23 protein-coding genes and 1 riboswitch are annotated in these 23,739 nt (G+C 46.2%); of the genes, 12 read left to right on the top strand and 11 right to left on the bottom strand.

What is annotated here, in order from left to right; all coding sequences use genetic code 11:
* The first annotated feature begins 144 nt into the window (after nt 1-144).
* From RKD52_RS00705 to RKD52_RS00715, 3 genes are read left to right on the top strand one after another with little or no spacing between them, the layout of a single operon-like run.
* Nucleotides 145-1,272, top strand: coding sequence for a GerAB/ArcD/ProY family transporter (locus tag RKD52_RS00705; protein WP_454098255.1), 1,128 nt, complete (start codon nt 145-147; stop codon nt 1,270-1,272).
* Nucleotides 1,238-2,695 carry a spore germination protein gene (locus tag RKD52_RS00710; RefSeq protein ID WP_454098256.1) on the top strand — a complete coding sequence of 486 codons (1,458 nt, stop codon included), beginning with the start codon at nt 1,238-1,240 and terminating at the stop codon, nt 2,693-2,695. Before RKD52_RS00705 ends, RKD52_RS00710 begins: the two co-directional genes overlap by 35 nt.
* Entirely contained in the window at nt 2,695-3,855 is a 1,161-nt protein-coding gene (locus RKD52_RS00715) for a Ger(x)C family spore germination protein (RefSeq protein WP_454098257.1), read from the top strand. Before RKD52_RS00710 ends, RKD52_RS00715 begins: the two co-directional genes overlap by 1 nt.
* 189 nt (nt 3,856-4,044) lie before the next feature.
* Here the strand turns inward: RKD52_RS00715 and RKD52_RS00720 are convergent, their stop codons facing one another.
* The 3 genes from RKD52_RS00720 to hxlA form a co-directional block, all read right to left on the bottom strand.
* Nucleotides 4,045-4,761, bottom strand: a complete 717-nt coding sequence (locus tag RKD52_RS00720) for a 3-ketoacyl-ACP reductase (RefSeq protein WP_029282993.1) — start codon at nt 4,759-4,761, stop codon at nt 4,045-4,047.
* A 94-nt stretch (nt 4,762-4,855) separates the two neighbouring features.
* On the bottom strand, nt 4,856-5,413 hold the full coding sequence (gene hxlB, locus RKD52_RS00725; RefSeq protein WP_454098258.1) for a 6-phospho-3-hexuloisomerase: 558 nt from the start codon (nt 5,411-5,413) through the stop codon (nt 4,856-4,858).
* Nucleotides 5,413-6,051 carry a 3-hexulose-6-phosphate synthase gene (hxlA, locus tag RKD52_RS00730; RefSeq protein ID WP_454098259.1) on the bottom strand — a complete coding sequence of 213 codons (639 nt, stop codon included), beginning with the start codon at nt 6,049-6,051 and terminating at the stop codon, nt 5,413-5,415. The genes hxlB and hxlA overlap by 1 nt, the downstream gene beginning before the upstream one ends.
* Before the next feature lie 214 nt (nt 6,052-6,265).
* Between hxlA and RKD52_RS00735 the strand changes: the two genes are divergently transcribed.
* Nucleotides 6,266-6,634, top strand: coding sequence for a winged helix-turn-helix transcriptional regulator (locus RKD52_RS00735; RefSeq protein WP_454098260.1), 369 nt, complete (start codon nt 6,266-6,268; stop codon nt 6,632-6,634).
* 70 nt (nt 6,635-6,704) lie between these two features.
* Here RKD52_RS00735 and RKD52_RS00740 read toward each other — a convergent pair whose 3' ends face one another.
* Nucleotides 6,705-7,919, bottom strand: a complete 1,215-nt coding sequence (locus RKD52_RS00740) for an MFS transporter (protein WP_454098261.1) — start codon at nt 7,917-7,919, stop codon at nt 6,705-6,707.
* A 318-nt stretch (nt 7,920-8,237) separates the two neighbouring features.
* Between RKD52_RS00740 and RKD52_RS00745 the strand changes: the two genes are divergently transcribed.
* The 4 genes from RKD52_RS00745 to RKD52_RS00760 all read left to right on the top strand — a co-directional run bounded on the left by RKD52_RS00745 (nt 8,238) and on the right by RKD52_RS00760 (nt 13,245).
* Nucleotides 8,238-9,455, top strand: coding sequence for a TerD family protein (locus RKD52_RS00745; protein ID WP_454098262.1), 1,218 nt, complete (start codon nt 8,238-8,240; stop codon nt 9,453-9,455).
* A 226-nt stretch (nt 9,456-9,681) separates the two neighbouring features.
* On the top strand, nt 9,682-10,761 hold the full coding sequence (locus RKD52_RS00750; RefSeq protein WP_454098263.1) for a Fe(3+) ABC transporter substrate-binding protein: 1,080 nt from the start codon (nt 9,682-9,684) through the stop codon (nt 10,759-10,761).
* 160 nt (nt 10,762-10,921) lie between these two features.
* Entirely contained in the window at nt 10,922-12,562 is a 1,641-nt protein-coding gene (locus tag RKD52_RS00755) for an ABC transporter permease (RefSeq protein WP_454098264.1), read from the top strand.
* Nucleotides 12,562-13,245 carry an ABC transporter ATP-binding protein gene (locus RKD52_RS00760; protein WP_454101112.1) on the top strand — a complete coding sequence of 228 codons (684 nt, stop codon included), beginning with the start codon at nt 12,562-12,564 and terminating at the stop codon, nt 13,243-13,245. Before RKD52_RS00755 ends, RKD52_RS00760 begins: the two co-directional genes overlap by 1 nt.
* An 86-nt stretch (nt 13,246-13,331) precedes the next feature.
* On the opposite strand, the gene RKD52_RS00765 is transcribed toward RKD52_RS00760, so the two are convergent.
* Complete coding sequence (locus RKD52_RS00765; RefSeq protein WP_454098265.1) at nt 13,332-14,627, bottom strand: MFS transporter; 1,296 nt, start codon at nt 14,625-14,627, stop codon at nt 13,332-13,334.
* A 121-nt stretch (nt 14,628-14,748) separates the two neighbouring features.
* Here RKD52_RS00765 and RKD52_RS00770 point away from each other — a divergent pair, with 121 nt between their 5' ends.
* A complete protein-coding gene (locus RKD52_RS00770; protein ID WP_454098266.1) occupies nt 14,749-15,966 on the top strand; it encodes a helix-turn-helix domain-containing protein in 1,218 nt (405 codons plus the stop codon).
* 64 nt (nt 15,967-16,030) lie between these two features.
* Here RKD52_RS00770 and RKD52_RS00775 read toward each other — a convergent pair whose 3' ends face one another.
* Nucleotides 16,031-16,534: a hypothetical protein gene (locus RKD52_RS00775; protein WP_454098267.1), complete on the bottom strand. Its 504-nt coding sequence runs from the start codon at nt 16,532-16,534 to the stop codon at nt 16,031-16,033.
* A 242-nt stretch (nt 16,535-16,776) separates the two neighbouring features.
* Between RKD52_RS00775 and RKD52_RS00780 the strand changes: the two genes are divergently transcribed.
* Nucleotides 16,777-16,956 (top strand): hypothetical protein, encoded by a 180-nt coding sequence (locus tag RKD52_RS00780; RefSeq protein ID WP_454098268.1) that lies wholly within the window; start codon nt 16,777-16,779, stop codon nt 16,954-16,956.
* A 36-nt stretch (nt 16,957-16,992) separates the two neighbouring features.
* Nucleotides 16,993-17,376: a hypothetical protein gene (locus RKD52_RS00785; RefSeq protein WP_454098269.1), complete on the top strand. Its 384-nt coding sequence runs from the start codon at nt 16,993-16,995 to the stop codon at nt 17,374-17,376.
* Between the two features lie 99 nt (nt 17,377-17,475).
* Here the strand turns inward: RKD52_RS00785 and RKD52_RS00790 are convergent, their stop codons facing one another.
* Genes RKD52_RS00790 through RKD52_RS00805 form a run of 4 tightly spaced genes read right to left on the bottom strand, consistent with a single transcriptional unit; the run spans nt 17,476 to nt 21,413 of the window.
* Nucleotides 17,476-18,294, bottom strand: a complete 819-nt coding sequence (locus tag RKD52_RS00790) for an ABC transporter ATP-binding protein (protein WP_454098270.1) — start codon at nt 18,292-18,294, stop codon at nt 17,476-17,478.
* The gene (locus tag RKD52_RS00795) at nt 18,294-19,325 is read right to left on the bottom strand and encodes a FecCD family ABC transporter permease (protein WP_454098271.1); all 1,032 of its coding nucleotides are present in this window, start codon (nt 19,323-19,325) and stop codon (nt 18,294-18,296) included. Before RKD52_RS00795 ends, RKD52_RS00790 begins: the two co-directional genes overlap by 1 nt.
* A complete protein-coding gene (locus RKD52_RS00800) occupies nt 19,322-20,356 on the bottom strand; it encodes a FecCD family ABC transporter permease (protein ID WP_454098272.1) in 1,035 nt (344 codons plus the stop codon). The genes RKD52_RS00795 and RKD52_RS00800 overlap by 4 nt, the downstream gene beginning before the upstream one ends.
* Nucleotide 20,357: 1 nt before the next feature.
* Nucleotides 20,358-21,413 (bottom strand): iron-siderophore ABC transporter substrate-binding protein, encoded by a 1,056-nt coding sequence (locus RKD52_RS00805; protein WP_454098273.1) that lies wholly within the window; start codon nt 21,411-21,413, stop codon nt 20,358-20,360.
* A 234-nt stretch (nt 21,414-21,647) separates the two neighbouring features.
* Nucleotides 21,648-21,723, top strand: a riboswitch (glycine riboswitch).
* A 128-nt stretch (nt 21,724-21,851) separates the two neighbouring features.
* Between RKD52_RS00805 and RKD52_RS00810 the strand changes: the two genes are divergently transcribed.
* The gene (locus RKD52_RS00810; RefSeq protein WP_454098274.1) at nt 21,852-23,198 is read left to right on the top strand and encodes an amino acid permease; all 1,347 of its coding nucleotides are present in this window, start codon (nt 21,852-21,854) and stop codon (nt 23,196-23,198) included.
* Nucleotides 23,199-23,242: 44 nt separating this feature from the next.
* Here the strand turns inward: RKD52_RS00810 and RKD52_RS00815 are convergent, their stop codons facing one another.
* Nucleotides 23,243-23,737: a DUF4188 domain-containing protein gene (locus RKD52_RS00815; protein ID WP_454098275.1), complete on the bottom strand. Its 495-nt coding sequence runs from the start codon at nt 23,735-23,737 to the stop codon at nt 23,243-23,245.
* Between the last annotated feature and the right edge of the window lie 2 nt (nt 23,738-23,739).

Below are 23,739 nucleotides of genomic sequence, written 5' to 3' on the forward strand. Positions count from 1 at the left end.
AAATGTATGTATGGTTTATTCAAAGATCACGATTTAAAAAGAAGGACCAAGAACCCCCCAGCGTTCTTGGTCCTTCTTTTTTACATAATAAACCAATCCTCCGGCAACCATAAAAAGGTAAATCTATACAGCCTGGAGATGCCTATGCAAAGTCTAACGAAAATCCTTATACCGAGACAGCTGTTTACGCTCCTGATCTTATCCACTGGTCTTCTTAATCACGTCATTCTCATTCCTAATTTGCTGACCGCTTCAGGAAGGGACAGCTGGTTGAGTGTTCTTTTGTGCTGTCCGGTGGCCTTATTCTTTTTATGGCTTGTTTCTTACATTGTTAAAAATTGTCCGGATGAAGGTTTTTTCAGTATGGTCAGGAACCGGTTCGGCAAGGTATTATCCGCCCTTTTATCGCTTCCGGTCGTTCTTTTTTTGTTTTGCAGTTCGTATTTAACCTTTAAAGATCTTGTTTTATGGCTGAACGCTTATTTTCTCGCGGATGCTTCATTGTTATTGATCAATATCATGCTCATTATTGTCTGTTGTGCCGTTACTTGGGCTGGAATAAAAACGATGGCGATAGCAAGCGGCTTTCTTCTGCCGCTGGTCATTCTTTTTGGCATTTTCATAGCCATTACAAACACCAGTGTGAAGGACCCGCAGCTTCTGTTTCCTTTACTCGCAGATGGCTATGAGCCTGTTATAAAAGGGGGAATCTACACATTGTCAGGCCTGCTTGAAATCTATCTTGTCATCCTCCTGCAGCCCTTCTCCCAGGCAAGGATTAAGTTTGGCCAGCTGCTTGTGCTTCTGATCATTCTGATTGGCTTGATTCTCGGTCCTCTCACTGCCGCCATTATGGAATTTGGTCCGACAGAAGCAGTCACGTACCGCTATCCGGCCTATGAACAGTGGCGGATCCTGAAGATCGGGGAATACATTTCCCATCTCGATTTTTTTGCTTTGTATCAGTGGCTGAGCGGGGCTGTCATCCGTATAGGCCTGTTCATGTATTTGCTTGGTGCTTTTTTTACAAAGAAAAAACACCATTACAGGCTGAATGCCAAGCTTGTCATGATCATGTATTTGCTCTTATTTGCCGCAATCATGATTGAAGCGGATACCTATACCTTTTCTCAAGTCATTTATCATTACTTTTTGCCTGTATGCATGGCATTCTTTTTAATCCAGATACTACTATCAGCGCTACTCATATTTGTAATCAAAAAAAGGGATGAAAAGCATGGCAATGACACAAGGATCGACTCCTCAGGGTGAGGTGAGCACGGCAGAGAAAGCAGCGGGACTTAAGGGGAAATTCTCGAAAAGTCAGGATCTTGTCTGGAAGCGGCATGAGACGGATATCGGCAGCTTCCAACTTATTTATCTGGATACCTTAATTGACAGCCATTTTATGAATCAATCGATCCTGCCGAAGCTTGGAGAGGTCCATGAAGGAACGATAGAAAAGACAATCAAGGCGCGATTTCAGGCGGAGGATGTTACCTGTCAGTCGGCAGAAGAACTGTCTCAGCTGCTTTTTGAAGGGAATGTGCTGTTTCTGATTGAAGAGAGGCTTTTAAGCATCCAGGCAGGGGATTTCCCGAAGCGCCAGCCGGAGGAATCGTCACTGGAGACATCCATTAGAGGCCCAAAGGATGGGTTTGTAGAGGATATCAGAACGAACATCTCCTTAATCAGAAGAAGGCTTAATACAACTTCCCTTTGCCTTGAGAAGTTTACAATCGGAAAAAGAAGCAACACAAAAGTGGCCCTCATGTACCTGGGTGATGTCATTGATCCAAACGTTCTCGATGAAGTTCGTAAACGATTGAATGGGGTTGAATTGGATCTTTTAACAAGTATTTATGAATTAGAATCCGCGATCCGGGATACTCCTTATTCCGTCTTTCCTACTATGGACTATACGGGGAGGCCGGATTTTATCGTACAGGCTATGAACCAGGGCAGATTTGCCCTTTTAGTCGACGGGAATCCTACAGTCTCCTATGCGCCAATCAATTTGCTGCTGCAGACGAAATCTCCTGAAGACACGTATATCAACTATGCTTATGTGTCATTGGAGAGAATCATCAGAGTCATAGGCATTACGGTATCCGGCTTTCTGCCGAGCATCTGGATTGCGTTCTCCGCCTTTAACATTGAGCAGATTCCCTATCTTCTTGTGGCCACTATCTCTGTCTCACGGTTCGGCCTGCCTTTATCGGCACCCATTGAAATGTTTGTCATTCTTTTTCTTTTTGAACTGTTTAATGAAGCAGGAGTGCGTCTTCCGCGTGCAATTGGACAGACGGTTGCCGTTCTCGGGGGCTTGATTGTGGGAGATGCTGCAATTAGAGCAGGCCTGACCTCGCCGACTATGCTTGTCGTTGCGGCGATCACCTATATTTCCTCCTTTACACTGGTGAATCAATCGCTTAGTTCTGCCATCACCATCATCAGATTTGGAGCAATCTTTCTTAGTACTTTCCTGGGATTGTTCGGTGTCGTGTTAGGGTTTATTCTAACTGTCTTTTATTTTTCTACCCTGACGTCCTTTGGCACGCCATACTTCGGTTCACTGGCTCCTATCAGTTTGAAAGAGGGCATCAAGTCATTCCTTAGGGCGCCGATCCAATTTTATAAATCACGAACGTCCTCCACCAGTCCGAACGATTCCACAAGGGGGGACCAGTCATAATGGGCAAGGCTGCACTCTTTATTCTCAGCTGCATCCTATTTCTTACAGGATGTTCAGGGGTAAAGAATATCCAGGATCTTACCTATATTGTGGCAATCGGGATGGACTATGATGAGGCAGAGGAAGAATATGTCGTATACCTTCAGGGGCTGAATTTTGCCAATGTCGCCAAGCAGGAGGGCGCGAAATCAGTGGATCCTGTCCCAATTTTTATCGCTACGGGAAGAGGAGAAACGCTGAATATGGCCGTAAGCAAGCTTTACGGAAAATCCGAACCGCCGCTTTACTTCGGGCATGTAAGTACGCTGGTTTTAACGAACCGTCTCATCCAAAGCAAGGCAGGCGAAGTACTGGAGGAAATCGGAAGAAACCGTTCCCTGCGTCCTACCATGAGAGTATTTACAACAGAAGAGAAAATCGAGGATGTCTTCAATTTGCCGGCTCTTTTCAACTATCCTGCAGTTTACACAGTTCTTTTCAAAGCGAAGATCAATCAATTGGCACAGAATGAATTAAAAGCGATTACGATGATGAATTTCCTTCGTGACTATTATGAGCCGATGGGTACGGCAAAAATTCCGTCTGTAAAAATTGATGAAGGCAGCTGGAAGGCCAATCAGGAATATCCGGTCTTATACCTCAATGGATTTTCCGCCTTTCAGCACCAGGAGTATAAAAAAGACATTCCTTTAGAGCATGCAGTCATCATAAATTGGCTGACGGAAAAGGGAATATCTATTGATCAGAGGGTCGAAGAGGCGGGTAAGCTTGCAGCTGCAGTCAGGCTTGGGGAGCCGAAGATGAAAATAAAGTACGATGAAACAGCAGAGAAACCAGCGTTCTCCATAGAAGTTTCCGTCAGTGCGGATCTCCTGGAAAAAATACAGAAGGACCTCACATTGAATTCTTTGAAAAAGCAGATAGAAGAAGATATAAAAGCAAAGATTGAATCCATCTACGATGAAGGCGTGGAAAACAAGCTGGATATCCTGAATGCAGGGGAGAAATGGTACAGAAAGCACCCAAAGCAATATCAAAAATTAAAGGAAAACCGCACCTTTTATCTTGATCAGGAATCTCTCACAGAGGTGAAGGTCAACGTTCAAATCCTGCATTTCAACAGCTATAAATTCAAACGGAGTATAGACGGGGAATTATAAGAATTACAGTGAATGAAGCGCCGTGTCTTTTAGAAAGAAAATCAATAACAGAATTGATACAGATCCGTAAAGGCTGTGTATGCTGTTTCAGTTCAAAGGTGACATTGGCATGATAAAAGGATAAATAGATAAAGGATAGATCAAAACAGAAATACTCTGTTCATCTATCCTTTATTTAATATACCTATTTTATGGATTCGTCGACCATAACCCAGCTGTTTTTACGAATACTCTGCGGTTTAGTTTTAATCCGGAAACAAGGAGTTCAGCCAGATCCTCTGGATGCATGACCCTTTCCGGATCTCCATTGATCAGGTTGGCATCATAGGCTAAATCAGTGGCTACTGTGCTTGGAGTTAGTGCTGTCACACGGATATTGTGTTTGCGTACTTCCAGCATTAAGGATTCAGTCAACCCTAATACTGCGAATTTTGAAGCGCTGTAGGCGCTGGTGACAGGTGCTCCTTTTTGACCGGCAGAGGATGAGATATTCACGATATCGCCTGTTTTTCTTTCGATCATTTCAGGGAGAACAGCACGTGTGACATTGTAGACGCCCATTACATTTACACGTATTATTTTTTCCCATTCTTCAGGTGATAACTCAAGAAAACCGCCGAATTGAGCAATTCCTGCATTGTTGATGAGAATGTCGATGGATCCAAGTTCGGATTTGATGTGCTCGACAGCCTGTGTGACTGATTCAAGGTCAGCAACGTCACCAGATGCGATTGAAACCTTGATATCGTATTCCTGTAATTCGGTTTTCACTTTTTCAAGGTTGTCCGGGTTCAGTCCCAGCAGGCCGAGGTTTACGCCTTCTTTAGCCAAAGCGATGGCAGTCGATCGCCCAATGCCTCTTCCTGCTCCTGTAATTAATGCTGCTTTTCCTTTTATTGAAGCCATAACGATTCACTCCCAGTAAAGATAATAATAATCTTAGGCGGAGACAAAAGAGTTCTGGAACTCTTTTATATCTCTGCCTAAGACGTTATCACATCTATTCCAAATTAGCGTGTTTGCCATACATTTTATCGGTATCTAGTCCCTTTTTCTCCATGAACCGCAAGATCATCGCATCATAAAAAAGTAAAAGGGTTTGTTCAAACAGTGAGCCCATAGGCTGAATGGTTTTATACTCTGATTCTGTTTGATCCTTGGGTGAGCCGGGCAAGGTGACGGTTATATCGGCAAGTTTACCGATGGTCGAGTCTGGAAATAAGGTAACCGCGGCTATTTTTCCGCCAATGGCAGTGGCTTTTTGTGCAAGGGGTACTAAACTTTTTGTTTCTCCAGATCCAGAACCAATGATCAAAAGATCATCCTTTTCAAAATTGGGGGTCACTGTTTCACCTATGACGTATGCATCTATGCCCATATGCATCATCCGCATGGCAAAGGATTTGGCCATAAAGCCGGATCTCCCGGCTCCGGCAACAAAGACCTTTTTGGAGCCAAGGATGCCGGTTAACAGCTTTTCGGCTTCTTCATCAGAAATCAACTGTACGGATTGGCTGAGCTCTTCTATTATTTTGGCTAAAAAGCGTGATGTCTGCATTATTGTTGCCCCTGTTTCACCATTTCCTGCATTTGGGCAGCTGCCGCTTTCTTATCTTCTTTACCGGTAATTCCCCCGCCGACAATGACAAGATCCGGCTGAGCCTTAATCACTTCCGGCAATGTTTCCAGCTTGATTCCGCCGGCAATGGCTGTTTTTGCCTGTTTAACGACATTTTTGATTGTTTGAAGGTCTTCGAAAGAATTTTTTCCGACTGCCTGAAGATCATAACCAGTGTGAACACAAATGTAATCTACACCCATTTCATCAACCTGCTTTGCGCGTTCCGCAAGATCCTTTACAGCAATCATGTCTACAAGGATTTTTTTTCCTTGTTTTTTGGCTTCATCTACAGCACCTTTAATGGACATGTCCTCTGCAGCGCCAAGAATAGTAACAATATCTGCACCGGCTTCAGAAGCCTTCATCACTTCATAGCCCGCTGCATCCATAATTTTTAAATCTGCTAATACTTTTAAGTGTGGAAATGCTTCTTTTACTTCTTTTACGGCGCGAAGTCCCTCATTAATGACGACAGGAGTTCCGATTTCTACGATATCAATGTGTTCCTCTACTTCTTTAACTAGTTGAATAGCTTCTGGGATATTCACTAAGTCTAATGCTAGCTGTAATTGCATGTATATCACTCCTACTGGATTTTTTGGTGACGATTTGTTAAGAGTCCTTATCTACTTGCTGGCTGAATAAGGACTGTAGATGTAAGTTTAACGAATATGACATGTAATTAAAAGTACGCACTTTATTTTTACATAGTGATAAAAACATTACATAGTGTTAAAAAGTATACTGTGTGATATAGTATGTATTATTCAACTAACGGAGGTGCACCACATGTCCCGCACACAAGATAAATTGTTTAACTGTGAGAAAGAACTGACTCTGTCTGTCATCGGCGGAAAATGGAAAATGCTTATACTGTGGCATTTGGGGAAAGAAGGCACGAAACGATTTGGTGAATTGAAATCTCTTATCCCCGGCATTACCCAAAGAATGTTAGTGAATCAGCTCAGGGAGCTTGAGGAAGATCTTATCGTTAAACGCGAGGTCTATCCTGTTGTTCCCCCGAAAGTGGAATATTCACTGACTGAACAAGGTGAAACACTTATGCCGATATTAGACTCCATGTACGAATGGGGTAAAAATTATATGGGGAATGTATTGGGAAATGAAGATTTGCTTCGATCAAAATCAATCAAGTAATCAAAAAGAAGCACCAAAGAACATTCAACGTTCTTGGTACTTCTTTTTATTTTGTCTATACATAAATCCTTCAACCCGTCCGCAGCTTCTCACCGCTAACCGTTTCTTTCTGCTTCTGATCCAACCGATAGCTAAGGAACGTCAATAGACTTGCGGCGAGGGCAACAATTCCTCCTACCCACGTTACATTCATCAGCTCTCCCTGATGGTAGACGATTCCGCCCAGCGCGGAGCCGAATGCGATGCCGACGTTGCTTGCGACAGGCATGAGGGAGGCGGCAAGGCCTGTTGCTTTTGGCTGGTAGATGCCGGCAAGGTCGATTAGGTAAAGCTGGGTGGATGTGGTTAACAGGATGGCCATCAGGGACATGAGGCCGATATTAATTAAACCGAGCGTGAACTGATTGGTTGTCCAGTATAAACTGATCAGGACAAGGGCCTGGATGAGAAAAACAAATCTGAGTCGCCCGATAGCGTTGCGGCTCGCGATTTTGCCGGCGAGTATGTTGCTGAAAATTGAGATGAATCCGTAGCCGAACAGAATCAGGCTGATGGAGCCGCCTGGCGCTTCCATCTGCTTCAGGATTGGGACGAGATACGTAAAGACGGCATACGTTGCTCCAAATCCAAGAGACGGGATGAAAAAGGCCATTAAGATTCTCGGGTGCGTCAATAATGAGAATTGATCACGCATCGAACTTCGGGCTTGCTTCTGAAGATCAGGCAAGACGAAGAAAGCGGCTAAAAAGGCAATTCCTCCGAGAAGAGTTGTCAGCATAAACGTTGCATTCCAGTTGAACCAGCCGGCGATCAGCGTGCCAAGTGGGACGCCAACGACGTTTGCAAGGGTAAACCCGCCAAATACAAAGGAGATGGCAAGGCTGCGTTTTGCGGCCGGCATCGTTTCACTGGCAACCATCATGGCAAGCGAAATGAGAACCCCTGTGACAATGGCCGTCAGCATTCTGAGCACAAGTAGCACGATATAGCTGGATGAAATAATGCACAGCGCATTCAGCATGATGAACGCACTGATTAAAAACAGCATCCATTTGCGCTTTGAAAAATGGCTTGTTGCTGACATGACGAGCGGTGTGGCCACGGCAAATGTGATCGCAAAGGCGGAAACAAGTGTGCCGGCCTGTGAATTGGTTATTCCAAGACTCGAGGAAATGTCGGTCAGGATCCCGACGATAACAAATTCGCTCGTGCCAAGGACAAATGTTAAGAGTGAAAGTGTTAAAATAAGCAGCCAGTGCCGCTCAGTCAATTCTGTAGTGTTCATAATGACCTTCCTTCTTAGATGAACTTGCGCAATAAACAATTTAATTATGATAACACAGATGCGCTTTGCGAACGGAAAGAAACGTTTGGTAATGATAGGTTGAATTCTTACGTTGCATAGGTCAAAAGTTTCATCTACCTATTAGCAGAGTTTCTTTGCAGATGTTTTTTCATTTTCTAGTAGTTTTTACCCTCGTTATTTCAATAAAATGGTATAATTTACATTGGAATGATAGACAATCAAGCTGTACGCAGAAGTCTTTTCTGCAGTGATTTTCAGATAATAATAGATGAATAGAAAAACAAGGAGTGGTCATAAATGAACGCCATGCTGCAAATGGGCGGAAATACCGTCTTAAGCTCTCCAAAAGGCTTTGTAAGGGTGAGTTTTGATCGGTCAAATACGATTGATATTTCGTTAACCGCTTTCCTTTTAACAGATACAGATAAAGTGCAGGGGGACAGCGGAATTATCTTTTACAATCAGCCGAATGGTCCTGCCGGTGTTGCGACGCTGCTTCCGTCTGAGAATGTGGGGAATACGGTCATACATAACCTTCAGTTTGATTTGAGCAAAGCGCCTGCCGGAATCAGCAAGATTGCCATTACGCTGACAGAGGACAACCACACGGGGTTTGCGAATGTGCGGAATATAAAAGCCCAGGTGCGTTCAGGTGATACGGTGATCGAGCTAACGCCTTCCAGCTTTTCAAAGGAAAATGGGATCGTGGTGCTGGAGCTGTATGTGAGGAACGGCCAGACGAAGGCGAAGTCCATCTGGCGCGGGTTTGATTCGGGCCTTGAAGGACTGTGCAGGAATTTCGGTGTGGAAGTGGAGCCGGAGGAGCAAACTGTGCCTCCAAAAGCTGTTAAAACTCAGCCCGTCAAAGAACCTGTAAAGGCGCCGCCTGCTCCTGAGAAGAAAATCGTTCTTGAAAAGGTAAAGGGCAAGATCAATCTCGACAAAGGCCAGAAGCCGGTCATGATTGAAAAGACGCCGGAAATTACGGCTACGGTGTCCTGGAAGACGGGGACGGATTATGATATCTATGCGCTCGTTTACACGAAGGACGGCAGGCAGGTCGATGTCGCGATGTTTGGAGCTGCAGGGGTCCTTCCGCTCAGAAAGTTCGCAGGCGGAGCTGTGGAGCATATGGGAGATGTCGGGCGCAACAGCTTTTCAACGAAGACAGAGGTGATTAAACTAAGGCTGACAAACGACATCCTTGCCGTCGTGCCAGTCGTTTATTCTGCCCAGTCCAACGGAACCGGTTCTTTCTACAGATACAAGGTGTCGATGAGCATCGACAACCATAACGGGACCTCCGTTACGATTTCCGCCAAGAATGCCAATGACAACGACAGGATTTATACGTGCGTGCCGGGTATTCTGCACAATACACCTGATGGCGTGATTATCAGTCCGCTGGAGCTTTACAGCTTGCCGAACTCAGAGCACAGGCCCAAGCTTAGAATGGGTGCATCCGGTATGGTCGAAGTTGTTATGGATGCCGGGCCGATTAATCATTATAAATAGAAAAAAAGCGGACTTACCTACCTGCTGGGCAGGTCCGCTTTTTTGCTGTCTTCGACGATTCAATTGGAATAAAACTATCCCTCCTTTCTTCCCAACGGTTCAGGCATTCACCCTCTAACAGAAGGTTTATTCATGTATATGAAAAAAGAATATTGACATAAAAATGATTTCGGTTACAATTGAGATTGACTATCAATTGCAATTAATACATAGGGGAGTGTCAACAGTGAAAAAGTTCAGTCTTATGATCAGTTTCATGCTTGTACTGGTACTGGCCTTAACTGGCTGCGTGAGCAGTACGGACAAAAATAATGAGCAAAAAGAATCGGCAGGTAAAGAAAAAACGGAAGAATCCGGTGAAGTGAACGTTTATACAAGCCGTCATTATGAGGCAGATCAGGAGCTTTATAAGAAGTTCGAAGAAGAAACAGGCATTAAAGTCAATGTTGTTGAAGGCGAAGGCGATGAGCTGATGGAGCGCCTGAGCATGGAAGGTGAAGCAACGGAAGCGGATGTCTACATCACGGCAGATGCCGGAAACCTTTATCAGGCAAAGGACCGCGAGTTGCTTCAGGCTGTTGAGAGCGACGTTCTTGCTGAAAACATCCCTGAAAAACTTCGTGATGCTGACAATCAGTGGTTTGGTTTAACAAAGCGTGCACGTGTCATTGTGTATGCGAAGGACCGCGTGAAACCGGAAGAGCTGTCAACGTATGAGGCTTTAACAGAGCCTGAATGGAAGGACCGCGTAGTCGTGAGATCTTCTGAGAATATGTACAATATGTCCCTTTTAGCATCATTCATTGATGTGATGGGTGCTGATAAAGCGAAGGAATGGGCTGCAGGCATCAAAGGAAACATGGCCCGTGATCCTGAGGGAGGCGACCGTGATCAGGCTAAAGCAGTAGTGGCCGGTGAAGCGGATGTTGCAATCATGAACACGTACTACTTAGGCGTTATGGCAAATGGTGAAGATGAAGAAGAACGCAAAGTTGCTGAAAACGTAGGTGTGTTCTTCCCTAACCAAGATACAACAGGTACACATATTAATGTAAGCGGCGCAGGTGTTACGAAGAACGCTAAAAACAAAGAAAATGCTGTGAAGTTCATTGAATTCCTGAGCAGCGAAGAAGCACAGGGCCAATTTGCGGAAGCAAACTATGAATATCCTGTAAACAAAAACGTTGAGCCTTCTGAGTTCCTTAAATCATGGGGTGATTTCAAGGAGCAGGATGTGAATCTTTCTGTCCTTGGAGAAAACCAGCAGGAAGCCATTCGCATTTTCAACGAAGTAGGCTGGAAATAAGACGCTGAAATATGGACAAATCATGAACCGAGGCACACTAGACAGGTGCCTCGGTTCTTTTTATATGAATTTGGTATTCTATTTGATAATGATTTTCATTATAATGGAGATGGATAAAAGAAATGGGTAACCGGTTTCATGAACAAAGGATGTGACATCAGTGAAGAGTTTCCATTGGTCAAGAGTCCGCCACAAGGGATGGGCACTGGCAAGCTTACTTTTAATCGCAATCATTTTCATACCAAATATTATTATCGCCGTAAAATTCTTGACGGAACCTAACGAAAACTGGCTGCATATCCGGGAGTATTTGTTAAAGGATTACTTGCAAAATTCAGTGATCATCGTCTTTTTTACCGCCTTGACGACCATGCTGATCGGAACAAGCCTTGCTTGGCTGATTACGATCTACCAATTTCCGCTCCGGAATTTTCTGAAGTGGGCATTGATTTTGCCGCTTGCGATTCCGCCTTATATCGCTGCCTACACATTTCACGGCATGCTGAACTATACAGGAATCATCCAGACTACTTTGCGGAATTCGTTTGATGTACAGGTTAACCAGTCTTATTTTGATATGATGAGCCTTCCGGGGGCAGTATTCGTTTTCACCGTGACTTTATTTCCATACGTTTATGCCATCACGAGAAGCTTTTTTCAGAATTTGTCGGCGTCGGTGCTGGAAAATGCCCGCCTGCTTGGCGGAAACGACATCGATGCTTTTTTCCGTGTTGCGCTGCCGATTTCAAGAGCAGCCATCGTGGGCAGTGTTACACTCGTTGTCCTTGAGGTGCTGAACGATTACGGGGTGACCAGCTACTTCGGCATTCAGACGGTGAGTACCGCCATTTTTAAAACGTGGTACGGGATGATGGACCTTGATTCGGCACTGAAGCTTGCCGGCACGCTGATGATCCTCGTCATGATTGTGCTGGTGATGGAACGGGTTCTTAGAGGAAGGAAGAAATTTTACGATCCTTCATCAAAGGTCCGGCCGATTCAGCCAAAAGTACTTACTGGCGCGAAAGCATGGTGGGTTTTCGCCTATTGCTTCGGCATTTTCACCCTGACGTTCATCATTCCCCTGCTTCAGCTGCTGCAGTGGGCATTCAGGACGTATGAGAAGGTGTTTAACGCAGAATTTCTCGTGTTGGCGAAAAATTCCGTGTTCGTTGCGGGAATCGCATCCTGCCTGATTATCGTGATTGCGCTGATTATCTCGAATTACACCCGCCTGCAGCCCGGGCTTGGAACGAAATTTATTTCACGGGTGACGACGCTCGGCTATTCCATACCTGGTGCGGCTATCGCTATTGCCATCATCACGATTTTCATCTCGCTTGATCAGTTCATTGTATCGTTTTTGGCCCAGTTTGAACTGAAGCCTGAGTTTGTGCTCAGGACGACACTGGTTATGCTGATTTTCGCGTATGTGATCAGGTTTCTGGCAATCGGCTTTAACAACATCGAGGCCGGATTTGAGAAAATCGGAAACCGGTATTCGGAAACATCTAATGTGCTCGGAGCTTCAACGTTAAAAACATTTTTCCGCATAGACCTCCCTCTGCTGCGCGGCGCGGCCGTCAGCGGATTTATTCTGGTGTTTGTGGACATTTTAAAAGAACTGCCGTTAACGTTGTTCCTGCAGCCGTTTAACTTTGCAACTCTTGCGACACAGGCGTTTAAATATGCGAATGATGAGCGTGTTCAGGAGGCTTCCGTTGCTTCTCTGATCATTATCCTCATCAGCGCACTGTGCATCTTTCTTTTTCACCGCGTACTTGATAAGGAGGCAAAATGATGTATATCCAGATCAAAGACCTGCAGTTTCAGTATAAGCATGCAAACCGCAATACGCTTGAACGCGTTCAGATTGAAATCGAACGAGGAGAGATCATATCGATTCTCGGGAAAAGCGGGAGCGGCAAGAGCACGCTTCTGCGCATTATAGCCGGGCTTGAAAATCCTTCCGGGGGCAGCCTTGAGGTGAACGGAGAGACCATGTTTGACCCTGCAACCTTTGTTGCGCCGGAGAAGCGCGGAATCGGTGTGGTGTTTCAGGATTACGCCCTGTTTCCCCATATGACCGTCGGCCAAAACATCCAGTACGGACTGCGGAAAATGAGCAGAAAGAAAAAGCAGGAACGTGTGGAGGAAATGCTGGAGCTTGTGAATATGGCAGAATACAGACAGCGCTATCCCTACGAGCTGAGCGGAGGACAGCAGCAGCGGGTGGCCCTTGCAAGAGCGCTTGCGCCTGCACCTTCCCTCCTTCTGCTCGATGAACCGTTCAGTAACCTGGATGCGGATCTGCAGGAAAAAATCCGTGATGAGCTGAAGGATGTGCTGAAGAAGACGGGCATCACCTCTATTCTTGTCACGCATGACGTTGCTGATGCTGAAGCCCTTGCTGACCGCATCTTCTACATGAACGAGGGTATCCTCGCAGATCATGCCCGCGAACTTGCGGGAGTTAACGGATAACAAAAGCATAGAAACCTGAAACTGACCGGAAATCACCCAATAAAAGCCAAAAATAGACCCCTATTTTTGGCTTTTTTTCATTCAAATTATACTGCTGATCCAGCCTCAGACATTATCTTTCTTTCCTCTTCCAGCTCCGGGTGCACCTTCCTAACCACGCTCGGCCTTGCCAAGGTAACAACCACTCCGAGCAGAATTGCTGCCGAGGCAAGCAGGATGTACTGGCCCGGTACGGCGTCGTACAGGAATCCGAATAGAATCATTCCGAGCGGCATGAGGGCCATGGCCATTGTTTCAATAAGGGAGAAGACGCGGCCTTTGTAGTCGTCTTCGATCATTTTCTGCATCATGACCTGTATCGGTGTGTTGATTAGGATAATCATGGCGCCGAAGCTGAACATGAGAATCATATAAAAGGTGAAGATGGCCCAGTAGGATAAATCAATCATGAGCGGCAGCGCGGTGGCTCCGAGGATGAAGCCGATGGCGAGTATGCCGCGTTTTGAGACGAGAAACGGGTACTTGACTTCTTTTCGGACTGAGAAGTAGATCGACAGGATGAGCATGCCGGCAGCGAAGGCTCCCTGGGTAAATCCGAAATGCTGGGAGGCAAGGTTCAGCTTTTCGATCAGGACGTAGGAGTAGCCTACCTCAAAGGCACCGAACAGGAAATTGACGATGAGGCAGAGCCAGATCATGGTCATGAGAACCTGTTTCGTTTTCAAATAGCTTACGCCTGCTTTCATGCTCTGCCACATGGATTCTTTGGTCTTTCCTTCGGCTTTGCGCTTTGCAAAAAGGGTGAAATTCATGGTGGATTCAAGAAGTACGGCTATGATGGAAGCGGCGATGTAGATAATCAGAAAGGTCTCCATTGAAACGGCTCCATATAACAATCCGCCGGCTGCCGGGCTGCCGATTGCGGCGAAGGACATGGCCATCTGGTTCAGTGACATGGCCCGCTGGATGCGTGCTTCGTCGACTAAGCCGGTGATGGAGGACGAGAACGTGACGGAAGAAAAGGTGGATGCGATGGCAAGGATGCTGGTTGTGATGTAGATGGCGGTCAATGAAAGTCCGTGTGTCAGGCTGACGTAAAGAAGTCCGCTGATGGCAAGGGTGGTCGAGATCTGTGCGAGGATGACGATTTTTTTCCGTGAGTATTTGTCTGCGACGTAGCCTGCAAAGGGTGAAATCAGCGTCCGAGGCAGAATGTTGCAGAGCAGGTTTGCGGCAAAGCTTGTGGCCGATCCCGTGATCTGCAGGATGTGGAAGCTGATCGCAAAGGCATACACCTGTGCGCCGAACGTTGAGATGAGCTTGCTGATGGTGAAGGTGAACAAATGGTAGGTTGCCATTTTTAATTTTCTTATTTCATCCATTAAAAACCCTCCAAGTATCAAAAGTTTAATTTAATTAAACAAATTATAACGCATCCTGCTCTTCCATTTCAAGGAAAAGTTTAATAAAATTAAACTAATTAGAAAAATTGGGGTGTTAACCATGATTGGCGAACGAATACGAAAGCTGCGGAAGCAGAAAAAACTGACACTTGCGGAGCTTGCGGGATCCGAACTTACGAAAGGGATGCTCAGCCTGATTGAGAACAATAAAGCGAATCCATCCATGGAAAGCCTGGCCTATATCGCGAAGCGGCTTGAGGTGGATGTGTCCCAGCTTGTTAATGAAGTGAATGTGGTTGAGCTGAGAGAAGTGCTTGATGAGGCAGAGGAGTTATTCAATCTGGATATAGAAGAGATACCTGATAAATATGAAACACTCGTTCGTCTGATAGAGCCGCATATTTCTAAGCTGCAGCAGGGATATGAAGCGGCAAGACTTCTTGATATCTACGGGCAAAGTTTGCACCGGACCGATAAGGAATGGAAGATTCCAATAGCTAAAGCCTCTGCATTGTATGAGGAAATGAACCTTGCACAGAAGCGGGCGAATATTGGGGTCTTCCGTGCCAATGTCCGCTTCAGACAGCATCATTATGGAGAAGCGCTGGAAGTTCTTCTCACTGAGCGGAGCAGGATTGAAAAGAAGGCGGCTTACATTGATGCAATGACTCGGCTGGAGCTGGATTACCACGAGGCCATCTTTTATTTTGCAGTCGGCGATACCTTGTCTGCAAAACGAGTAATGGATGCAGCAATCGCCTATTCGAAGGAAAACAAAACCTTTTACTTAATAGATGATTTGTACCGTCTTGCGGGTGCAGCTGCCATGATGTCTGAAGATGCAGAGCTTCACGACTATTACTTAGCGAAACTAAAGCAATATGCTGATTTTTCCGAAGATGAGGGATCCCTGCTCAGCTATCAACTGTTCCATATTGAATCTCTTATATCGGTCAAACGCGATTACGAGGCTGCTCTTAAAATCATTAATCCGCAGTTGGAGAAATCCGAGTCTGTCGTCAGGTTCAAAGAGTGGTTCCTCCTTGAAAAAGGGAAAGCCCTGCACGGACTCGGGGAATATGAGGAGGCCATAAGGTATTTTGATCAAGCACAATTACCATCCCACCACCATCATCCGTTTGATCTGTCACAGTTTTACCTGAAAGATACGTATAAAGCCCACTGCTATAAGGAGCTTGGAGATCAGCAAAAAGCACTGATATCCGCGAGAACTGCGGTGGAACAGTTTGAGGCGATGCCGGATTCGCCGTATAAGGAGTTCAGCAGAAGGACGTATGAGGAGCTTTTGGGAAGCTAAATGCCTTAAACAACCGTGTTCCAGTAAGCTAACACGGTTGTTTAAGGTTCTAAATGTGACATTGTCATGCTTTAATCTTAGGTTTCTTAGAGTAAAAAGAATACGAAGTATCAATCACTAACAAAATAAGAGCGACTCCGATTGATAGAGTCAGATTGATGTCTTCACTCAAGTTAGTAAAAATTCCGATTATGTAAAACGCTGCTGCTCTCGACAAGGACAGGGATAAATTGCTGTAAATGGTATCACCCATCAGGTAGTCGAAAATCTTACTAAAGATCGAGTCGATGGTGAGCCAATAAATAAGGTAACTGGTTCCGACAATGAGCAGCTGGCCGGTATCAATCTGTAATGAAAAGACACTGTCGACTACCTTCATGGAACCTATTATCACAAACAGGAAAAAAGCAAACACCAGGGTGCTTAATACTGAAAACAGTATTGCCATGCTGATCAGCGCTAGCGGACTGTCTTTTTCCTTGTCTTTTTTGTTTTCACGGGTGAAAAACCAATAAAGAACGACAAATGAAAGGATAAAAATAATAGATAATAAGAAGGGAATTTTCAAGTGGATCTGCTCCTCTATTTCTAGTTGTTTATGAAATCAGTCTAAGTAGAAATACGAAAAGATATGGAAAAAGTTTCACATTTTGTTTTGAAACGCAGTTGTGGTAAAGAAGTGTGCCTTTAGGAGCTTAATGATGAGAGACAAAAGGGAACCACATGGGATTACTGCGCTCTTTTTTACAATTAGCGTGTTGGGTTACATTTCCAATACTGGTATAATGGTGATACGAGGTGAGCGGATCGATGAAGAAAAACTATACAGTTATGTTTATTATGCTTTTTACAGCATCCATTACGGGCGGAATGGCGGCAAAGGGTTTGTTTGAGTATTCAGTGATAGTGGGATGGGGGCTGGGAATACTATTCCTTTTATGTGCTTCATATTTCGCCGTAAAGAATGAAAAGAAATCAGGGTCACAGTGAAATGGCTGTGACTTTTTTGTTTTAGAAGATCAAGTTATGGAAAGAAAGGACAAGGCTATGGATTGGAATGACAATGAAAAATTAGAACGGGAAAAAACGAAGCTTACCACCAAAATCGGGTGTTTTTTAGTTGCCGTCATTTTAGGAATCCTGATCCTTTCAACAGCGGCCTGGTACGTTTTATCCCCTCAGGAAACCCGGTTGAAAGTAAGTGAATCTCCTAATCAGGTAAACTCAATCGAGATTGTCAAAAGAGACGATTTTCCTTCCCCTTCCATCAGAATCAACTACGGTAACAAAAGCATAGTGAAAACAAAAATACCGGATGAGATTTCTGTTGAATGGAAAAGCGATTATGAAGCGGTTGTTATCCTGACAAAACGAGGCAGAGAGCCAGATGTTGTTCACGTAGAGTTTTAAGGCCTGTATGCTGTCAGCCATTAAAAAAAGGAAGAAAACCTATATCTAACGGTTTCCTTCCTTTATATCCCAGTCGATTCATCCCCTTTTTATAAACCGTCAATACACACTGCATTCCCTCTTCACATGATGTCTTCCAATCGGCACCACAGACGGAGAGCCCGAGACCGGGTCCGGTATGACGGTGCAGTTGAGGCCGAAGGTGTCTTTGATCAATGTGCTTGTGATGACCTCTGAAGGTGTGCCTTCCGCGACAAGCCGTCCCTGCTGAAGGGCAAAGATGTGGTCTGCATAGCGGGCGGACAGGTTGATGTCATGAAGGACCATGACGATGGTCGTGCCGTGCTTCCTGTTCAGGTCTGTCAGCAGATCAAGAATTTCGATCTGATAGGTGATATCCAGATAGGTTGTCGGTTCGTCGAGAAACAGGATGTCCGTTTGCTGCGCGAGAGCCATGGCTATCCAGACACGCTGTCTTTGGCCGCCTGAAAGCTCGTCGATGCTGCGGTCGGCAAATTCTGTGATGTTCATGATTTCCATGGCTTCGGCGACCGCTTCATAGTCCTTTTTTGTCCAGCCTTTCAGAAACGTCTGATGAGGGTACCTTCCGCGTCCTACCAGGTCAGCAACAGTTATCCCCTCAGGGACGATCGGGGATTGGGGCAATAGCCCGAGCACTCTTGCAAGCTGTTTTGGCGGGATCTTGCTGATGGGTTTTCCGTTAAGAGTGACTTGCCCGGAAACGGGTTTAATGAGCCTTGCCATCGTTTTGAGCAGGGTGGATTTTCCGCAGCCGTTTGCTCCGATCATGATGCTGATTTTATTGCTTGGAATCGAGAGGCTGACATCATGAAGGATGAGGTTGTTCTCGTATCCAGCCGTGATTTGTTCGGATTTAAAGGTAAGTGCCGGTTTCATTATAAATCTCCTTTCCGGTTCATTCGGATCAGCAGGTAAATTAAGTACGGCGCTCCAAGGATGCCGGTGATGACGCCGACCGGGTACCTGGCAGTAAAGGCAAACTGTCCAATAAGGTCAGATGCGAGCACAAGGATGATGCCTGTAAGACCTGCCGGAATAATCGGTGAAAATCCGGCACCTGTCAGTCTTTTTGCGATCGGTCCGGAAAGGAATGCGACAAACGCGATCGGTCCCGTTGCAGCGGTGGCAAGCGCAATGATTAGAACAGAGCTGATAATCAGGACCAGTCGTGTTTGATCCGTATTTACACCGAGAGAGGATGCTGCCTCTTCCCCAAGCTCCAGCATGTCCAGACGTTTTCCGAGTCCTACAAGGACGGGAGTGAACACCAAAACAGCGATAATCAGGGGATAGAGGGTCTCCATCTTCGATCCGTTCAGGCTTCCGCTCAGCCACCTCATAGCTGTTGGAATGTCGTGTTCCTGTCCGATTAGCAGCAGGTAAGAAATCACGGCATCAAGCATGGCCTGAATGCCGATGCCGATCAAGATCAACCGGCCGATTGAAAAAGAGGATCCTTTTGATAACAGGAAAATAACGAGTACTGCGGCAAGGCCGCCAAAAATAGAAGCAACGGAAACGACGGTATTGCTTGCATGAAGGACAACGATGCAAAAAACGGCGGCTGCACTTGAGCCGGCTGTTATCCCGATGACATTCGGGTTCGCCAGCGGGTTTCGCAGCATGGTCTGAAAGACTGCTCCTGCAGCGCCGAAAGCAAAACCGGCAAACAAGCCTGCAATCATCCTCGGAAACCGGAGTGTGCCTACTGTAAATGTGGCTCCTTGTACTTTTTCCCCCAGCAGGACACGGATGACATCCTGAACGGGATAAATCGTATTCCCGAGCATGAGCATGGCGCAGCAAAGGGCAAACGCAATGACTGCCAGAAGGGAAGTCACGAGGATGAACCGGAGCCGTCTCTTTTTTCTGCCTGTCATAATAAGGTTAATCGTATCGTTCATCATAAGGCACGCATTTTCGCTTTCATAGTTAGTAGGATTAAGATGGGAGCCCCGATAAAGGCTGTCACGACGCCGACTTCAAGCTCGCCGGGTCTTCCGGCAAGCCTGCCGCACACATCAGATATCGTTAAAATAATGGCCCCTGAAAGTGCGGACATCGGAATGACATACCGCAAATCAGGACCGATGACGAGCCGTATTACGTGAGTGGAAAGTAAACCGATAAAGCCGATCGGACCTGCCAGCGCCGTTGCTGCCCCGCACAGCAGGACGCCGCCAAAAGCAGCAAACAGCCTGAGCGTGCCTGTGCGTACGCCTAAACCTGAGGCAGCTTCATCGCCTAAAGCAAGTGCATTCAGCGCAGGTGCCGAGAAGACGGCAATCAGAACTCCGGTAAGAAGAAACGGAACAAACAGAGAGATAGAATCCCAGTTCCCTGCCCCGACGCTCCCTACCTGCCAATAACGGAATTGATCCATGACGCTTGAACGGGGAATCATGATGGCCATCACAAGCGATGATAAGGCTGCACTTGTGGCCGCACCCGCTAAAACGAGTTTAAGGGGCGTGGCTCCGCCACTCCCCATTGAACCGATTCCGAATACAAAAATGGCCGTTATGATTGCCCCTGCAAGTGCAAGCCAGATATAATGGCCTGCCGTACTGATATTTAAAAAGGTAATGCCACAGACGACAAAGAGTGCCGCCCCTGTGTTTACTCCCAATATGCTCGGATCTGCAATCGGATTGCGCGTGACAGACTGCATGAGGGCGCCTGAGATGCCAAGGGCCGCGCCGCACATGAGGCTGAATACCGTCCGTGCAATTCTCTGGCGGACAACATTTGCTCCGTGGGACTGTACGTCAGGATGGAACAGACCGTCCATGAGTTCCTTCCATCCAACTGTTCGGGACCCGAACATAAGAGAAGCCGCTGTGCATAAGCCGAGCAAAATGAGGGAAAAAATCAAAACCTTTATGAAATGTCTGGGTATCATCAGCTGCTTCTTTTCTGTAACGGACTGGTTCATCATGTTACTTTACTTTGCCTGCAGCTTCTGAAAGTAATGTTAAGTATTCATCGATGGAATATTCAATTGCAAGCGGGTTTGGATTGCCGGCCGCAGCGAGCGGAGTGTTGTCTCCAATGATGACAACAGATCCATTTTGAACCGCAGGAATTTTTCCAAGGATCGGGTCTTCCTGTAAGGCTTTTAACGTATTTTCATTTCCATATGAAACAAGGATTTCAGCACCGTTCAGCATATCCGCATTCTCTGCACTTAATTCAAGATAGAAACCGTCTTCATCCTTAAGCTGGCTCGTAATGCTTTCAGGGTATTCCATCCCAAGCTCGCTCAGGAACTCTCCGCGCGGATCAGCTGGAGTGTATATGTAAAACTTGGAGAGATCATCAGCTGAAATGCTGACGAATGCCGCTTTCTTCCCTTTAAGTTCAGGGTGATCGCCTGCTTTTTCCTGGATGAGTTTTTCTGTATCGGCAATCAGCTTTTTGCCTTCCTCTTCCATTCCCATACCCATTGCATTATAGATGACCTGTTCGCGCCATGAAGCAACCCAAGGGGCTGACTTATAAGCTACAACCGGTGCGATTTCACTTAATGTATCGTATTCTTCCTGCGTGATGCCTGAGTAGGCTGCCAAAATCACATCCGGCTGTGAGTCAGAGATCGCTTCAAAGTCTAATCCGTCTGTATCCTGATAGATGTTCGGATTGTCTTCACCGAGTTCTTTCACTTTTTCTTTCGTCCATGGCAGCATGCCGCTGTCATCCTGAATGCCGTAGTTTGCTGCTGAAAAACCTACCGGCACCACACCTAAAGCAAGTGCAACATCATGGTTTGCCCATGATATGGTTGCAACGCGTTCCGGCTTCTCTTCAATGACTGTTTCGCCGAATGCATGCTTGATCGTGATTGGGTATTGTGTATCTTCCCCTTTTGAATCAGCTTTCTTTTCAGAAGATTTTTCCGATGTGCCTGATTGCTCGCTTGAGCAGCCTGCAAGCGCAATCATAAGTACAGCTATAATAGAAAGAGCCAGTGTTAAAAATTTGCGTCTTGTATTCATTTGTCGTTCCTTCCTTAGTACCAGTTTATTTGATAACAATTATCATTATCATTAATTTATCCTCAATATGACGGGTTGTCAATGAAAATAATTATCAATTAGAGCGTGGAACTTTCTTCCTTGCATTGCAGGACTGTTGACAAGGAATGCCACACCCCCTACAATTAGTCATTATTCAGAAATACTCAAATTTTAATAGAGCAGGCTATGATGGCTGTGGATTACACTACAGCCGGAGCAGCTTCTGGAGAGACCGCTTTAGCGGCGCCGAAGGGTTCACAATCTCAGGCAAAAGGACAGAAGAGTATAGATTTAGAGTTTGGTGTACCCGTTTTTCGGGCGGCAAATGCTATTTTGGTATTCTTCAAAAAGAGATTGGGAGTCTTCCCGTCTCTTTTTTTATTGGGTTTTTTACATCTATGAAGGAGGAATTCACAAATGGCACAGCAGGAATTGAAACGAGATTTGGCGAACCGCCATGTGCAGCTGATTGCAATAGGCGGAACGATTGGAACGGGGTTGTTTTTGGGGTCGGGCAAGGCGATTCAGCTTGCAGGACCGTCCATTATTTTCGCTTACTTGATTGTCGGGGTTGCACTGTTTTTCATGATGAGGGCGCTTGGGGAGCTCCTGCTGTCAAAGGCGGGGTATGAGTCGTTTACGGATATTGCCGAGGATTATCTGGGCCCGAGGGCGGCGTTTGTAACAGGGTGGACGTACTGGTTCTGCTGGATCATGACGGCGATGGCCGATGTCATTGCAGTCGGGGTATATGTGCAGTACTGGTATGACATTCCGCAGTGGGTTCCTGCCATTGTGTGCCTGCTTCTGCTGCTTGGGCTCAATCTGCTGACGGTGAAGCTTTTTGGGGAACTCGAGTTTTGGTTTTCACTGATCAAAGTGGTGACGATCCTTGCGCTGATCGTCGTTGGGGTGATTTTGATTGTGATGGGGTTCAAGACAGATGCGGGAACTGTTTCGGTAAGCAATCTGTGGGAGCACGGCGGCCTGTTTCCGAACGGCATGACGGGATTTCTGCTTTCGTTCCAAATGGTTGTGTTTGCGTTTGTCGGGGTGGAGCTGGTCGGGGTATCTGCCGCGGAAACGTCCAATCCGCGAAAAAACATTCCGTCTGCCATCAATAAGATTCCGCTTCGGATTCTGTTTTTCTACGTCGGCGCTTTGATCGTCCTGCTCAGCATCAATCCATGGACGGAGCTGAACGCTTCTGAGAGTCCTTTTGTGAAGACGTTCAGCCTCATCGGAATTCCGCTTGCTGCGGGAATCATTAATTTTGTTGTCCTGACGTCTGCAGCATCTGCCTGCAACAGCGGCCTGTTTTCGACAAGCCGGATCTTGTTCACGCTGAGCAAACGCGGCCAGGCGCCGTCCTCCATGAGGAAGCTGACAAAGCAGCACGTGCCCGGCAACGCGCTGTGGCTTTCGGCTGCCGTTGTGTCAGCGGGTGCGCTTCTAAGCAAGCTGATTCCCGAGCAGGCCTTCAGCATTGTGACGACAATCAGCGCCATCTGCTTTATCTGGGTGTGGAGCGTGATTTTAATCTGCCACATCAAATACCGGAGAACCCGAGGGGACCTGCATGCAAAGTCTGAATTCAAGGCTCCGTTTGCGCCGTTCATCAACTATGCCGTGCTGGCGCTGTTCGGGCTGATTCTCATCGTGATGCTAGTGGCGGAAGAGACACGTCCGGCGCTGATGCTGACCCCTGTGTGGTTTATCTTGCTGTATGTGCTGTATTCATCGAGAAAAAGGTCCCTGACCTGATGAAAAGAGGCTGCATGACAATTGTCTGCAGCCTCTTTTGCGGTTTAAATGGAGGAGGTAGTTCCTTCTTTCGTCAGCCGCTGTTTTGCCGAGGCGCGGCTTGCTTCAATCGGAATAAAGCTGAGTGCTTTTCCTAAGCCGTACGCAGGCATGTTTCCATAGATCGATTCGTAGTTTCCGGCTTTTACTTCATAGGTTTCATGGTATATGCCGACTGAAGGATTGCTTCCGATCTTCTGATTGAAGTTTTTCCATGCCGTCATGTGCTTATCGCTTCTTGCATATGCGAGCAGATCCTCTGTTGAGCGCCAATATTGAATCATGACCGTTGTTCTAAGACCGAAATAGCTTTCCATGGACAGGAAGCCTAATTCATCCTTGTTCATATAAAGCTCCCTGATCATTCCCGGCATGGCAAAAAAGACCGGAAGCCACTTGTGCAGGGCGAGTCGCTTGTTTACCCTCATTCCGATCAGAAAAACAACGATGTTTTCCTGGTTGTCTGTCGTGTACCTCCCTGCATTCACCCTTTGAGCCATTC

Source organism: Metabacillus sp. SLBN-84 (genome assembly GCF_053629595.1).